This is a genomic window from Salinivibrio sp. YCSC6, from assembly GCF_004916735.1.
Lineage (GTDB): Bacteria > Pseudomonadota > Gammaproteobacteria > Enterobacterales > Vibrionaceae > Salinivibrio > Salinivibrio proteolyticus.
In genome coordinates, this window is the sequence record NZ_CP039516.1 from 1,667,213 (window position 1) to 1,681,398 (window position 14,186).

Genomic DNA, 14,186 nt, shown 5'->3' on the forward strand with positions numbered 1-14,186 from the left:
CGCTGATTAAGAGCGCTGATCGATAGGTAGCCAATCTTGGTGTTCAGGGCCGTCGTAATCGGCACTTGGGCGAATAATGCGGTTATTAGCGCGCTGCTCAAAGACATGCGCCGCCCAGCCCGTTACTCGGCTCATCACAAAAATCGGGGTAAACAACTTGGTCGGGATCCCCATAAAGTGATAGGCCGATGCGTGATAGAAATCGGCATTGGGGAACAAGCCTTTCTCGCGCTTCATCACTTGTTCAATCCGTTCAGACACGTCGTACAGCCAAGCGTCTGGTGCGTTTTTCGCCAGCTGTTCCGACCAATGTTTGATAAGCGCATTGCGGGGGTCGGACTCACGATAAATCGCATGCCCAAAGCCCATCACCTTGTCTTTATTGGCGAGCATTTGCATTAATCCTGCTTCGGCTTCGTCAGGTGTGCGCCATTGTTCTAGCATCGCCATCGCCGCTTCATTGGCACCACCATGCAATGGGCCGCGCAAGCTGCCGATGGCCGCGGTAATGCAAGAGTGCAAATCGGACAAGGTGGACGCGCACACACGGGCGGTAAAGGTCGAGGCATTGAACTCATGCTCGGCATACAGCACCAGCGAGCAATGCATCACAGATTCATGCAGTGGCGACGGCGTTTCATCAGTGAGCATTTTGAGGAAGTAACCACCAATGCTTTTCACCTCTGGCTGATAGGTATCGACTCGCACGCCATCATGCGAATAGCGATACCAATAGCAGATAATGGCCGGTAACATCGCCAACAGCGTATCGGTTTTATCCGCTTGCTCACTAAAGTCGGTTTCTTGATCCAAATTACCCAGCATCGAGCAGCCAGTACGCATCACATCCATGGGATGCGCATTGGCCGGGATCCGTTCCAACACCGCTTTTAAGGCGTCAGGCAGTCCCCGCTTGCCAACCAAGGTTTCGGTGTAGTCAGCCAGTGCTTGGCGATTGGGGAGTTGGCCTTTGAGTAGCAGGTACGCCACTTCCTCAAATTGGGCGTGATTGGCTAAATCGGTAATGTCATAACCCCGGTAGGTTAATCCAGTGCCGGTTTGCCCGACCGTACACAAGGCGGTGGTGCCGGCACTTTGGCCACGCAGGCCTGCGCCAGAGGTTGGTTTCTCGTTAGGTGCGACGGCGACATTTGTCATGATTGGCTCCTTTCCTTTGATGCCATCAGATTCAACCGCTGCATGAATCCGTGAACGTGATGATAATTCCAGTGGTGTAACCGACGTTTTCACACCGTGGGTGTGCGTCTGTGATCACTCTTTGCCAAATAGGCGATCCAATTGCTGTTCGTAGGCGTGATACCCCAAGAAGTCATAGAGCGCATCACGGGTTTGCATGGCGTCGACCACGTTTTTCTGGTGGCCATCCTCCAGCAGGTGTTGATACACATTGAGGGCGGCTTGGTTCATAGCACGAAATGCAGAGAGCGGATACAACACCATGCTGACCCCCACGCTCGCTAGTTCTTGACTGGTAAACAGTGGGGTTTGACCAAACTCGGTGATATTGGCCAATACCGGCACCTTTACTTGCTCGACAAAGGCTTGGTACTGCTCGAGCGTTTGCATGGCTTCGGGGAAAATCATGTCCGCTCCCGCTTCTACGTACGCTCTGGCGCGGGCGACGGCACTGTCCATGCCTTCCACCGCCAACGCATCGGTGCGCGCCATGATCACAAACTCAGGATCGGTGCGCGCGTCCACCGCCGCTTTAATGCGATCGACCATTTCAGCTTGGCTGACAATTTCTTTGTTGGGACGATGACCGCAGCGCTTTTGCGCCACTTGATCTTCCATATGCACCGCACCCGCGCCGGCACGCTCCATTTCACGAATAGTGCGAGCAATATTGAGCGCGCCGCCAAAACCGGTATCAATATCCACCAGCAAGGGCACGTCGGTCGCTGCGGTGATCCGGCGAACATCTTCCAACACATCGTTGAGAGTCGTGATCCCCAAATCCGGTAAGCCGTAAGAGGCGTTAGCAATCCCACCTCCGGATAGATAAATGGCTTGATGCCCCACCTGCTCTGCCATCATGGCGCAATAGGGGTTAATTGTGCCGACGACTTGCAGCGGGATATTGTTGCGTACCGCTTGGCGAAAACGTGCACCTGCACTCATAGCATTCTCCTTGTGAACTCATGGCTTAGCGGGTTTAACCGCCGGCATTTTGTAGCCAATAGCGTGTTAGTTAATCGGTAATTTGCTGTTCAATCAGTTGGCGACTGCGCTGAATATGTCGACGCATCAGCATTTCCGCCAGCTCGGCATCGCGCTCGCGAATTGCCGCTAAAATTTGCATGTGCTCTTGCAGCGCCTGCTTAGGGCGAGAATGCGCCCGCGGCGATTGAAACCGGTACATCCGCAAGAGGTGATACAACTCACCACACAACAGGTTGATCAGTTTCTGGTTATGGCTGGCTTTGATGATGCAATAGTGAAAATCAAAATCGCCTTGTTGGTGAAAGTAGGCCGCCCCTTCCACCCGTTCGATATAGGCATGGTGGGTGTCGAGCACCGCACTAAGCTGCTCAATTTCCGCATCGGTGATGTGCGCGCAGGCCAATCTTGCGGCCATGCCTTCTAACGCTTCTCGCACCGCGTAAATCTCAGCCAACTGTCGATGTGTGAGTGTCACTACTCTCGCGCCCACATGAGGGACGCGCTCGACCAACCCCAAGGCTTCAACGCGCATCATGGCCTCGCGCAGTGGCCCTCGACTGACGCCAAATGCAGCAGCCAACCCCGCTTCCGATACCTTGGTGCCCGCTGGGTAGGTGCCGGTGACAATCGCCTCGATAAGCTGCTCGGTCAGGCTGGCTGACTTGGTGGGCTCACGTGAATCAGCTGGCAACGATTGCGCGTGCTGCGCGAGAAATTGGTCATTTGTCGACAATAAAGACATAAATACCGCCTAATAACTTCAATAAAGCCAGAATAGAATAAGATTGTAGACAATGTAGATTAGACTTTGGTCTGTAGCGGCGCCTTTTTATCGTGATCAAAACCACAACGTAAATGATAATGTACGCATTGGATTGTTATTCACTTGTTATCAAACGGGCGTTTGACTCGACCTATTGCGAGAGCGGCGTATGGTAGTGCGGTCGTTTTAATAGGGATAGAACGCAAATATGGATAGAAATCATTCCAAGCGTGAAAACGCACTCGCGCTGCTTATCGGCAGTAGTTTGGTGTCACTCGGCATCTTCTTTTTCAACCAAGTAGGGTTATTGACCGGCGGCACCGCTGGATTAGCGCTGTTTTTACAGCGAGTCACTGACTTCAGTTTTGGTGAGCTTTTCTTCGTGATCAACCTGCCTTTTTATTGGCTCGCCTACACCCAAATGGGGAAACGCTTTACCTTAAGTACCTTGGTTGCGGTCAGCATCGTCTCATTTTGCGCCGATCACTTAACTGCAGTGCTAACCATCAACACCATTCATCCTGTTTATGCCGCGCTATTTGGCGGCGGGCTAATCGGCATGGGCATGCTAGTGATGTTCCGCCATCAGTGTAGTTTGGGTGGATTTAACACCTTAGCGCTGTTTTTACAGCAACGGTTTGGCATCCGTGCCGGAAAAGTGCAAATGGCGCTGGATTGCTCGATTGTGATCTTATCACTGCTGGTGGTCGAGCCTTGGCTAATTGGCTTATCGGTCGCTGCCGCGATCACGACCAATCTCGTCCTTGCTATGAACCATAAACCCGGACGCTACCAAGTTCAGCCACCCCAAGCCGCATAGCGGGCGTGACTGACACGGAAAACACAGATAAATATAGATAGAGGCGGCCTTCCGCCTCTTTTTTCAATCACTTCCTCTGCGACACCTTGTCCCCAATCGTTACGATATCGCCTCGATATCTAAATACGAATCACTCTTACAATTGATTGCTGCACATGCTAAATTTCGCCTTTTAGGCGCCAATCATAAGGAGTGTTGATGAACGCGGCCGATCCTAGCTTTGACACACCACAACTGCCTGCCGCGGTTGCACTGTCCCCTTTTCCCACTGCTTTAGGCTTGTCAGTGATCCCTGATGATGTGCAAGGCGTGTCGCTTCGGGAACAACTCACCACACCACAAGGTCTCGCACAATGTTTTGCCGCGGTAAACTCGACCTATGGCAATGCCGATAGCCGCGCTCAAGGCACGCTTTTTATCGGTGCCTATGCCTATGAGTTTTTGCTTCCGGTGCTGGCTAGCTGGCTTCAGGCTGGACAGCTCCCCTCGCTGGACTTAGATAACTGGCACGTTAAATACCAACCTACCCGCGTCACTAAACCGAATGGCAAGGAGCTGGTGTATCACAAGCCACATTTTTATCTCAATGCCTTGATTGGCTGGAAACAACCCGCGACAGAAGAGTGGCTAACTATTTTGCACGGCGCGTTGTTACGCCACTTTTCACCCATCGTCGATGCGGTCGCGGAACAAAGCGGTATGCGTGAGGGGCCACTTTGGAAAGTGGTTGCCGATTCAATCTGTATTGCCTTTTTGATGGTGGGTAAACATCGTGATTGCGAGCAGGCCGCACGTGACGCCGCGCTGTCGATCGTCCATCAACGCGGCACCCCGCTTTATAGCAAGCGCAGTGGTTTTCACGATGTCACCGTCTACGATCCGAACGACACGCAAACCGTATTACAAACCCACAGCTTCCGTTTGCGCGGCGGCTGCTGCCGGATCTTTACCGTGGATGAACACAGTTATTGTTCAACCTGCTGTTTTTTAAAGCCTGACGAACAAGCTAAGCGCCTCGCAGAAGTTGCGTGTCAGCGTGAAGGCGTGGCGCTGGATACGCAGCCTCGCTAACTCAGCGCCACATCGACCCAAACAAGACGATGATCGGAGTGAGCACGCGCATGCTCTTGGCCGTTTTTATCACAAATCAGTGGGTAGTCGGCATCATCAGGGGCAGGCCAAAATACGCCGGAGGCTATCACCGCGAGCTCACGCGAAGGTAGGACATAATCGAGACGTAACCCACCGTTATGGGTAGCAATTGCCCGTCCTTTCCCTTCGATAAAGCGAAACGCGTGAGACTGAGCCGCGTCACTTTTTGGCACCTGCGTGCCGATAGCAACCTCGGGATGCACTCGCGGATGGTGAAGCAAGGCGCCAATGGCTTGCTTATCCCCATCACCGTAGCTCGGGTCTGCATTTAAATCGCCAATCACCACAAACGGTGTCTTGGGAGAAAGTCCGCCGTGAGCGCCCTTGTCGTCCACCAACCAATCCGCGTTATCCAAAAGACCAATCAGTTGGTGAATTTCATCACTGTTGCGCCGCCAATTACGCTTTTCTGGCCCATCAAACACGGGCGGTGTGGGATGACACGCCACCACCTGTACTCGTTCATCACCAACCAAAATCGGCACTGAAACCAAGTTTTTCGAGGCGAGACGAAGCGCCTGTTGTGCTTGTTCAGTGTAATAGTCCGCAGGAAGTTGATGGTGAGGTAATTGATGCCACGCAAAGTGCTGCCAAGTGCGAATCGCATCATCTTCGATGGGGTAACGCGATAAAATCACATAGCCAAATTGACCATGATAGTCGCCAAAGCCATGACACTGCTGGGCATTCGTTAAGTGTTGATGTTTACTGACCGGCACCGTGAGTTTTAACCCTGTGTTGGTGGCGGGCAAGTAGCGATACGGATAATCAATCGGCATGTCACCGTGTTGCGATTCAGCCAAATGCCGCTCACAAAATGAGGCGAGCGCCCCATCATCACCGCCATCACCTGGATGATCAAACTCGCAAAGCACCACCACATCGGGGCGCACACGTTGTAAGGTCGCGGCGAGGTTTTTAATTTGCCGGCTGGGGGTGGGCGCTAACATCTTTGCTTTGATCTCGCCGGCCTGACGTCCCGCTAGAGACAGGTTGAATTGTGCCAACCTAAGGGTTGAAGGTGCTGTCATAACATCCCAACAATGCGCTACATGATGGGCTATTTTAACAAGCTATCGAGGGCACGACGAATTTGTCGCGCATCTTCTTCAGCACGATGCGGTGCTGGCCCCAACGCCTCCATTTCGCGGCTAAAGTCACGCCGATCGAGATCACTGTGCTTTTTTAGCCACTGATTCACCTCCATTAGGGTGAATGAAGGGCGCATGTAGCAGGCTTTGTAAAGCCGCCCCATCCAAAACAGATCCCATTGACTGTCGCACAAAACATGATCAAAAGGCGCGAGGGTCTGGTTGAGATGCTGGCATACATCGAGCACACTGATGCCTTCGCTAAAAAGGCGTTCACGCGAGATCCCATGTATTCGGGTTTCGGCTTCTTTGTCCCAGTGATTCCAGTGGCCACTGGCGGTGGAAGGGTCAATCAAAAAACTGTTGCTGTCGCCATTTGGCAACACGTATCCCACTTCGATGGGATAAGACGATAACGACAAACCGGATGCTTCAAAATCCAGTGTCACCCACATACGCGTACTCCTTGCTCATAAACTCTCCTGCATGACTAGGCACTTCCTTTGCCTTGTTAGTTAACTGTAGCCTTTTTGTTGCCACTTCGATGGGTTGTCGCGCTACTTTTGCGTGCTTGGTTAACTTGTGACTGAAAATCCTGACGTTTTTCATTGAATGCGTCAGTTTTTTCTTATTATGTGACACTCTAAACAGTGCTATGCCAAGGTTTTGTCAGCGGTACGCTATATTTCACTACCGGATTGAATTAGGCTTCGATAACACCCTGCTAAACGCAGTTTGACGTTAAACCGCCATGTTTTAAATAGGAAGCAGCATGAAACAAACGTCTCGCACCATGTCCGCGCGCAAACACGTTGCATTAGTGGCGCACGATCACTACAAAGACGCCTTGAGTGAGTGGGTGAAAGAACACCAAGATGTGCTCAGTCAGCATGAGCTTTATGCGACCGGCACCACGGGGCATATTCTTGCGCGCGAAACTGGATTAACGATCACACCATTGATTAGTGGCCCTATGGGCGGTGATCAGCAACTGGGTGCCATGATCTCTGAACAAAAAATCGATGCGATGATTTTCTTTTGGGATCCGCTCAATGCCGTCCCGCATGATCCAGATGTCAAAGCGCTACTGCGTGTCAGCACCGTATGGAATATTCCCGTTGCCACCAATCGCGCCACCGCAAGCTTTTTGATTACCTCACCACTATTTGGTCAAGAAGTGAATATTCAAATCCCTGATTATCAAGCTTATTTAGACGAGCGCTTGTAATCTTTTACCCCGCACTGTCCGTCGATGACTAATGTCGTCTATGACTAACAGTGCGGGGACTTTCTCACAGATACCCTTTCAGTTCCTCCACAAACGGTGAGGCATGGCCTTTTTGGTGTACTAGCCACACTTGTTTTTGGGCACGCGTCAGGGCGACATAAAACAATCGCCGTTCTTCTGCGTGTTCAATTGGCTCTTCATTTTTCCCTAATAAAGCCTCATCGAGTGAGAGCGAACGCGGCTTGGCAGGAAATACGCCCTCATCCATGCCGAGGATGAACACATAGTGGGCTTCTTGCCCCTTGCTGGCGTGTGCGGTGGTATAGCGAAGCGTCAATGATGGATAAGCATTCTGCCAGCTTTCTAGCGCGTCAGGACAAACGGCATGCGTACGACCTAGCAGCATCACACTCACTGCTTGCTCAGCTTTAGCGTGCTTTTTGGCAAGGCTTGCCAACGATTTTTCTAACTTGTCGTCCGTGATCACTTTGATCGCTTTAGGCGTTTTCGCCGATGCCTTGTCACGCGCGTAATCCAACTGTTTACTGAGCTGCTTGGGGTTTTGCTCAATGAACTGCTGTGCCACCTTCCCCAAAGTAGACGGATAGCGATAACAGGTGGTCAGCCAGCAAATTTCACTGTCACCGAAACGCTGCGCAAACTCTGTGGTTAAGCTGACATCGGCACCAGCAAAGCGATAAATAGCTTGCCAATCATCTCCCACCGCATATAACGAGGCGCGTGGTAATTGGGTTTCACTGTCCGCTTTACCGTGACACAGAGCCTCTAACATTGCCAATCGTGCAGGCGAAATGTCTTGGTATTCATCGACCATGACAAACTGGATCGGCGTGGTAAATTTTCGCTGCTGAAACAGCTTGGTGGCTTGGGTAATTAATCCGTCAAAGTCTACCGCGTTCTCCGCTTTTAGCGCCTGTTTGTAGGCTTGGTACAATGGCCAAATCACCGCCAGTTCATGTTTTAAGGCAGTCTGCTCCTCAAAGCTTGCCAGCTTATCGTTCAGCGCACGCTTGGTGGTATTGGCTTGGATCACTCGTGAAAGGCGCGACCAAACCCAAGTGTGTAACCGGCTGTCATGGGCACACGCAGTCAGTTCAGCGTTATCATCAAGCGGCAGTATTTGTTGCTGATGCAGTTTGTCCCAGCGTTTGCGGGTAGTGGGCTGTTGCCACTGTTCGGCGAGTGTTTGAGTCAGCCACGCCGCTTTGGCCGTCTCATCACTGGCGAGTGGAGAAATCATCGGCGCCTGCCCTTGGTGCTCGGCAAGTTGCTGGCGGGCAAAGCCATGAAAGGTAGTGACATTCACTTCATGGCCGGTTTTGGTCTTTATCCGCGTTTTCAGTTCTTCAGCAGCATCACGACCAAAGGCCAGCAGCAATAGCTGCTCTGGTTTGGCTTGACCACTTTCAATCAAGTAGGCGGCGCGTGCCACCAATACGCTGGTTTTGCCGCTACCGGGCCCCGCCACCACCAAGGTATGAGATTCATCGGTGAGCACGGCGGCGCGCTGCCCGTCATTCAATGGCGATGATTCGATGCGATCAAACCAAGCTTGCCACTGATTGAGCATCATCGCTTGCCATTGCTGATTGCGCGTCTTGAGCCACTGTTTATCCCCCCGCAAAACGGGTGCCAGTGTCGTTGCCATCACTTCATCTAAGCTAGCCAAGAATGAGGCGGGGATCCCCTCGCCTTCTAGCTTGTCGACCAGGATTTGTTGCGCCGCGCGAAATTGCGATAAGCGAACATAAGCGGGTGTATTCACCAGTGCATCATACTCTGCCAATAAACTAGGACGGATCAGCGCCAGCCGTTTTTGATAACGGGCGATATAGGCTTGATAACTGCGATAGATGGTTTGCCCTGCCTGCTGGGCGCGGTGCCAAGGCAAGCCAAAGACCTCAAAAGGCAGCGGATCGCCCTCGTCGTTATAACCGGTGAGCGAAATCGTTCCCCACAGCAACCCGCGCGACACCGTGAGCTGCCCATCCCATGCCGAAAAAGGAATGTATTGACGATGGTGGCGAGATTCGAGCAGTAAGCCGTCATCTTCGAGCTGCAAGCTGTAATGGTCGCCATAAACAAGCCATTGTGCCCAGCGGTTTGCGGAGAGTTTCATACTCATGAGTCAGTGCGTAAAAACGCGCTTTCCAGCCTTGATAAGATGACAGGCATGCTACTGCGCAACTCTCGATAAATCAATTCACTAGCAATATGGCTTCCCGCCGCATCACCTATAGCACGCTATGGATTTGACTTGTCGCAAGCTATTTCTAAAAAGCGTACGAAAACGCACGGATGACGCTTAGTTTTTCAGTATCTTTCTGCTATCTTGCCCTCATTGTTGGCTTAATCCGTGTTTTTATGTCCTTTTCGTTGCCACGCTTTCCTTCGATGCCACTGACGCTACGCGAATACTGGGCGAACCACCGCATCAATGACAGTATCCGCGTCCTAATCGCTTTAATGGGGGTTGCTCTTTACGCCGGATACGCTGGTCGCACCGATATTGTCACGCCTCTGGTGCTCGGGGTCATCGCTTCAGCATTAGCGGAAGTGGATGATCACCTATGGGGTCGGATAAAAGCCTTGGGCGTGACGCTCACCTGCTTCGCGGTCGCCTCTTTCTCGGTTGAATTGCTTTACGATTGGCCTTGGCTGTTTGCATTAGGGCTAACCGTTTCCAGTTTTGGCTTTATCATGCTGGGGGCTATTGGGGAGCGTTATGGCACCATCGCCTTTGCCTCATTGCTACTGGCGGTATACACCATGTTGGGGATGGAGCAAGGCAGTGATCTGTGGCTTCAACCCATGATGCTGCTCTCAGGCGCATTTTGGTACGGGTTACTATCACTGGCTTGGATTGTGATTTGGCCGCACCGTCCCGTGCAGCATCGGCTCGCAGCGGTCTTTCGCCAAACCGCCACGTACATGGAAACCAAGTCTAGTTTGTTCCATCCGGTTGCCGAATTGGTTCCGCAACCTACCCGCATCGCCGCCGCCAACCAAAATGCGCAAGTGGTGGCCGCGCTCAACCAAGCCAAAGCATCATTACTGGCGCGAGCACGACGCGGCCGTCTGACCCAGCGGCATCAAACCTTGCTGCAAACGTATTTTATCGCCCAAGACATTCACGAGCGGGTTAGCTCCTCCCATTATCGTTACCAAGATCTTGCCGCCCACTTTTTCCACTCGGACATTTTGTTTCGCTTCGAAGCACTGCTCAATGTGCAAGCGCGCGCGTGTCGTGAGGTAGCGCAAGCGCTCTCGTTGGGGATCAGCTATCAGCACCATCATGCAGGGCAGCAAGCGTTAACGGCTATCCAGCAATCGATGGCGTATTTGGCTAAACACCAAGACAGCCATACTCGCATCGCATTGCTAAATCAGTTGCAGTTTTTATATAAGAACCTGGAGACGGTTGAGCAGCAGTTGGCGAGTTTGAGTAACCTCGCAGTTGATAGCCGCGCCCAAGAAAATGAATTGGCTGATCCCGATGCGCGCTCGCTTGGTGAGATGATCTTTCGCATTCGCCAACAACTGACGTTTCGATCATTACGTTTTCGCCATGCGGTGCGCTTGTCGTTATCGCTCCTCGCGGGGTATGGCGTGATTCAAGGTCTATCACTCGAACATGGCTTTTGGATCTTGATGACCATTCAGTTCGTTTGCCAAACCAATTACTCAGCCACACGCAGTAAGCTTAAAGAGCGGATTGTTGGCACTGTGGCTGGCTTGCTACTCGGCGTGCCAGCCTTATACCTGTTTCCCGATCCCAGCAGTCAATTGGCCTTGATGGTCGTCACTGGGGTGCTTTTTTTCGCGTTCCGCACCGTTCAGTACACCCTAGCCACCTTGTTTATCACCTTATTGGTATTAATGTGCTTTAGCCAGTTCGGGGAGGGTTTCGCAGTGATCTTACCGCGTTTGGGCGATACCGTCATCGGCTGTTTAATTGCCGTTGCGGCGGTCCGTTATGTGTTGCCGGATTGGCAAGCGCACCGTCTCCGCGGAATCATGACAGAAGCCTTGCAAGCCAATCGGGACTATTTAGCCCACGTGATTGCTCAGTACCGAGTAGGTAAACGCGACACCCTTGCCTATCGGATTGCGCGGCGCCAAGCGCACAATGCAGATGCGGAGCTGACTACCGCGATCAGTAATATGTTGGCGGAGCCCGGCCGCTATCGCACCAATATCGAAGAAACTTTCCGTTTCTTATGTTTAAACAACGCGATGCTGAGCTATATCTCTGCCCTTGGCGCGCATCGAAGCCGGATGGATGATGAGGTCAACCATCAAAAAGTGGCCCAGCTTCACCGTGATATCCACCAAGGATTAACCCAATTAACCGAGCTACTGGCCCAGCCTACCAACCATGATGCACTGCTGGCGTTACAAACTACTGATGACATGCATCAGACTCACGGCGGCTACGGAGAGACTGTCGATAACACACCGCTGACGATGGTATTGCAGCAATTACAACTGATTCAGCGCATGCTGCCAGAGCTTAACCAGTTGACACTCACGCTGCGCCAACAGGCCTTGAAACAAAGTCGCGCATAATTAGCGGCGGGGCCAAGGTCCCGCCTTCGGTGACTCACCCTGTGTACCAATACTCGCGTTGCGTGCGGATACTCGGCTAGCACGCCAACGCTAAGTCAGCGGGATGTCAATTTACAACAATTTACGTTGTTGACGGTTGAAAGCCCTAGTCGTAGACCGGATATTATTAACAAAGCCACCTAAGTGACTTAACGCTATACCCAAATGACTCGTTTGGAAGCTAGGGTATACACTTATATTTTTAGCGGCTCGTTTAGCCGCATCGCCCGCCTGGAGCAATTATGGCTATTCATGTAGGAATCATCGACTCGGATCCCGTCCGATTGGTCACCCCCGTGTTACACCAGCAACTGCCGGTGAGCAAGTTGGTGTTAATAGGCACCCTTGAGCAAGACCTAGAATTTGAACGCCTCACTCGCGTACTTGCGCCAAAAGGCATCGAAACCGAGTTTTTTGAAATTTCCGATGATATCAATATCCGTGAATTAAAAAGCCAAGTGAAACAACTGGCCGAACAGCTTAGCACCACCTCTGAAGATATCCTTTTTAACGCGAGCTGTGGTCTCCGTCATCAACTGTTGTCTGCTTACGAAGTGTTTCGCACCTATCAATGGCCCAGCTATGTTATTGAACCTTATAGCGATGAATTATGCTGGTTGTATCCAGATGGGTTGCCACAACAACAAGTCGAAGACCATATTAGCTTGACTGAATACCTCACGATTTTTGGCGCCCGTTGTGAGCGTCATGATGACGATGTGATCGGTTGTTTAACCGATGATATTTATCGTTTGGGCGAAAAATGGGCCAGCAATGCTTATGAATTAGGACCCGGCTTGGCGACACTGAACTATTTAGCCACCACGTGTCGCAAGGAACAGTGCCTTGATGTGACCTTAAGCGAGAAACAGCAAGGCTACCGTGAACTCGGTATGCTGCTTGACGATCTGACTGAAGCTGGGCTCGCAACATACCAAAATGGGGTGCTAACCTTTAGTTGTGAGGAAGCGCGTCGCTTTGCCAATGGTGAATGGTTAGAAAGCTACGTCCATTACACCGTCACGTCTATTCAAAAAGAAATGCCAACCATTCAAGATAATTCACTTTCCGTGCAAGTGTATCGCCAGATTGGCGAGCGCGAAGTGCGTAACGAGCTTGATGTGGCGACTGTGGTCAATAACAAACTGCATATTATTGAGTGTAAAACCAAAGGCATGTCGAGCGATGGCGATGATACCTTGTACAAGTTAGAGTCACTGCGCGATCTACTTGGAGGGTTACAGGCGCGAGCGATGTTGGTGAGCTTCCGTCCGTTGCGCCATCACGATATTACTCGAGCTACCGATCTGGGCTTAGCACTGATTGGCCCTGACCAACTCGGTAACTTGCGTACCCACCTTTATGATTGGTTTGTCGCCGCCGGTGGCACCGTCGCGATTCGCACCAGCTAACTGGCGCACTTAAGACACTATAAAAAACGCGGCGCTCATGATGAGCGCCGCGTTTTTTTGATACCGCAATGTCTGAATTACAGCAGTTTACGAGCGGCTTCAACCACAATCTTGATCGAGCGCGTTTCGGTTTCTTTAAGCGTTGCGTGGTCAGGGATCTCTTTTTGGGTACGGTTAATAATCACACCCGCAACACAGCCCGCACGCAGACCTGAGCTAGCACACATGGTAAGTAGCGTGGCGGACTCCATTTCAAAGTTCAGCACGCCCATGTCTTGCCACTCTTGCATCGAGCCTTGGAAACGACGCACGACACGACCACTGAAGGTATCGTAGCGCTCTTGGCCCGGATAGAAGGTATCGCTTGACGCAGTCACACCGGTGTGAACCGTTGCGCCATCTTCATCAACCGCCGCTTTCATGGCCGTTGCCACATCGAAGTTAGCCACGGCTGGGAATTCCATCGGTGCAAAGTGGGTACTCGCGCCATCAAGGCGAACAGACCCTGTGGTGACGATCATATCGCCAACATTAATGTTAGGTTGAATAGCGCCGGTAGTGCCGACACGCAAGAAGGTACGCACACCCAATTGCGCCAGTTCTTCAACCGCAATCGAGGTTGATGGGCCACCGATACCGGTTGAGCAAACCACCACAGGCTTACCGTCTAACCAGCCTAGGTACAAGGTATACTCGCGCTGAGAGGCAAGAAAGGTTGGGTTGTCCATCAGGTTCGCGATTTTTTCTACTCGCGCAGGATCGCCTGGAATAATCGCAGTGGTGGCGCCTTGTAGGTCGGCATGGTTAACGCCAAGGTGGAATACAGGGGTATCAGACATAATCAGTCTCCTCGCTGGATGCTGTCAGCAGCATCTTCAAATGATTAAAGGCCTGCCAAAGCAGGCCT

At 51.8% G+C, this 14,186-nt stretch carries 12 protein-coding genes; 5 read left to right on the forward strand and 7 right to left on the reverse strand.

The genetic code is table 11. The features are described 5' to 3' along the window. Positions 1 to 6 precede the first annotated feature (6 nt). The 3 genes from prpC to E8E00_RS07660 all read right to left on the reverse strand — a co-directional run bounded on the left by prpC (position 7) and on the right by E8E00_RS07660 (position 2,926). Entirely contained in the window at positions 7 to 1,158 is a 1,152-nt protein-coding gene (gene prpC, locus E8E00_RS07650) for a 2-methylcitrate synthase (protein ID WP_096628083.1), read from the reverse strand. 114 nt (positions 1,159 to 1,272) lie between these two features. After that, the gene (gene prpB, locus E8E00_RS07655) at positions 1,273 to 2,142 is read right to left on the reverse strand and encodes a methylisocitrate lyase (RefSeq protein ID WP_096628080.1); all 870 of its coding nucleotides are present in this window, start codon (positions 2,140 to 2,142) and stop codon (positions 1,273 to 1,275) included. Positions 2,143 to 2,212: 70 nt separating this feature from the next. Further along, the gene (locus E8E00_RS07660) at positions 2,213 to 2,926 is read right to left on the reverse strand and encodes a GntR family transcriptional regulator (RefSeq protein ID WP_077640358.1); all 714 of its coding nucleotides are present in this window, start codon (positions 2,924 to 2,926) and stop codon (positions 2,213 to 2,215) included. A 229-nt stretch (positions 2,927 to 3,155) separates the two neighbouring features. Between E8E00_RS07660 and E8E00_RS07665 the strand changes: the two genes are divergently transcribed. Then, complete coding sequence (locus E8E00_RS07665) at positions 3,156 to 3,767, forward strand: YitT family protein (RefSeq protein ID WP_077662922.1); 612 nt, start codon at positions 3,156 to 3,158, stop codon at positions 3,765 to 3,767. A gap of 198 nt (positions 3,768 to 3,965) precedes the next feature. Next, positions 3,966 to 4,838 carry a ferric iron reductase gene (locus E8E00_RS07670; RefSeq protein ID WP_096628077.1) on the forward strand — a complete coding sequence of 291 codons (873 nt, stop codon included), beginning with the start codon at positions 3,966 to 3,968 and terminating at the stop codon, positions 4,836 to 4,838. On the opposite strand, the gene E8E00_RS07675 is transcribed toward E8E00_RS07670, so the two are convergent. Together E8E00_RS07675 and E8E00_RS07680 are read right to left on the reverse strand one after the other, a co-directional pair. Continuing rightward, positions 4,835 to 5,950 (reverse strand): endonuclease/exonuclease/phosphatase family protein, encoded by a 1,116-nt coding sequence (locus E8E00_RS07675; RefSeq protein ID WP_096628074.1) that lies wholly within the window; start codon positions 5,948 to 5,950, stop codon positions 4,835 to 4,837. The genes E8E00_RS07670 and E8E00_RS07675 overlap by 4 nt on opposite strands. 29 nt (positions 5,951 to 5,979) lie before the next feature. Continuing rightward, positions 5,980 to 6,465 (reverse strand): hypothetical protein, encoded by a 486-nt coding sequence (locus E8E00_RS07680; protein WP_096628071.1) that lies wholly within the window; start codon positions 6,463 to 6,465, stop codon positions 5,980 to 5,982. 317 nt (positions 6,466 to 6,782) lie between these two features. Between E8E00_RS07680 and E8E00_RS07685 the strand changes: the two genes are divergently transcribed. Continuing rightward, complete coding sequence (locus E8E00_RS07685) at positions 6,783 to 7,238, forward strand: methylglyoxal synthase (protein WP_096628068.1); 456 nt, start codon at positions 6,783 to 6,785, stop codon at positions 7,236 to 7,238. Between the two features lie 64 nt (positions 7,239 to 7,302). On the opposite strand, the gene helD is transcribed toward E8E00_RS07685, so the two are convergent. After that, on the reverse strand, positions 7,303 to 9,384 hold the full coding sequence (gene helD, locus E8E00_RS07690) for a DNA helicase IV (protein WP_096628066.1): 2,082 nt from the start codon (positions 9,382 to 9,384) through the stop codon (positions 7,303 to 7,305). A gap of 239 nt (positions 9,385 to 9,623) precedes the next feature. Between helD and yccS the strand changes: the two genes are divergently transcribed. Together yccS and E8E00_RS07700 are read left to right on the forward strand one after the other, a co-directional pair. Continuing rightward, a complete protein-coding gene (yccS, locus tag E8E00_RS07695) occupies positions 9,624 to 11,828 on the forward strand; it encodes a YccS family putative transporter (protein WP_240531875.1) in 2,205 nt (734 codons plus the stop codon). 281 nt (positions 11,829 to 12,109) lie between these two features. Further along, the gene (locus E8E00_RS07700) at positions 12,110 to 13,279 is read left to right on the forward strand and encodes a Card1-like endonuclease domain-containing protein (protein ID WP_077640364.1); all 1,170 of its coding nucleotides are present in this window, start codon (positions 12,110 to 12,112) and stop codon (positions 13,277 to 13,279) included. A 77-nt stretch (positions 13,280 to 13,356) separates the two neighbouring features. Here the strand turns inward: E8E00_RS07700 and udp are convergent, their stop codons facing one another. Continuing rightward, positions 13,357 to 14,118 carry a uridine phosphorylase gene (udp, locus tag E8E00_RS07705; protein WP_077456987.1) on the reverse strand — a complete coding sequence of 254 codons (762 nt, stop codon included), beginning with the start codon at positions 14,116 to 14,118 and terminating at the stop codon, positions 13,357 to 13,359. Positions 14,119 to 14,186 lie beyond the last annotated feature (68 nt).

Excerpts from the sequence above, each read along its gene's own strand:
- prpC (WP_096628083.1), bottom strand. The coding sequence starts at position 1,158 with ATGACAAATGTCGCCGTCGCACCTAACGAGAAACCAACCTCTGGCGCA.
- prpB (WP_096628080.1), bottom strand. The coding sequence starts at position 2,142 with ATGAGTGCAGGTGCACGTTTTCGCCAAGCGGTACGCAACAATATCCCG.
- E8E00_RS07660 (WP_077640358.1), bottom strand. The coding sequence starts at position 2,926 with ATGTCTTTATTGTCGACAAATGACCAATTTCTCGCGCAGCACGCGCAA.
- E8E00_RS07665 (WP_077662922.1), top strand. The coding sequence starts at position 3,156 with ATGGATAGAAATCATTCCAAGCGTGAAAACGCACTCGCGCTGCTTATC.
- E8E00_RS07670 (WP_096628077.1), top strand. The coding sequence starts at position 3,966 with ATGAACGCGGCCGATCCTAGCTTTGACACACCACAACTGCCTGCCGCG.
- E8E00_RS07675 (WP_096628074.1), bottom strand. The coding sequence starts at position 5,950 with ATGACAGCACCTTCAACCCTTAGGTTGGCACAATTCAACCTGTCTCTA.
- E8E00_RS07680 (WP_096628071.1), bottom strand. The coding sequence starts at position 6,465 with ATGTGGGTGACACTGGATTTTGAAGCATCCGGTTTGTCGTTATCGTCT.
- E8E00_RS07685 (WP_096628068.1), top strand. The coding sequence starts at position 6,783 with ATGAAACAAACGTCTCGCACCATGTCCGCGCGCAAACACGTTGCATTA.
- helD (WP_096628066.1), bottom strand. The coding sequence starts at position 9,384 with ATGAGTATGAAACTCTCCGCAAACCGCTGGGCACAATGGCTTGTTTAT.
- yccS (WP_240531875.1), top strand. The coding sequence starts at position 9,624 with ATGTCCTTTTCGTTGCCACGCTTTCCTTCGATGCCACTGACGCTACGC.
- E8E00_RS07700 (WP_077640364.1), top strand. The coding sequence starts at position 12,110 with ATGGCTATTCATGTAGGAATCATCGACTCGGATCCCGTCCGATTGGTC.
- udp (WP_077456987.1), bottom strand. The coding sequence starts at position 14,118 with ATGTCTGATACCCCTGTATTCCACCTTGGCGTTAACCATGCCGACCTA.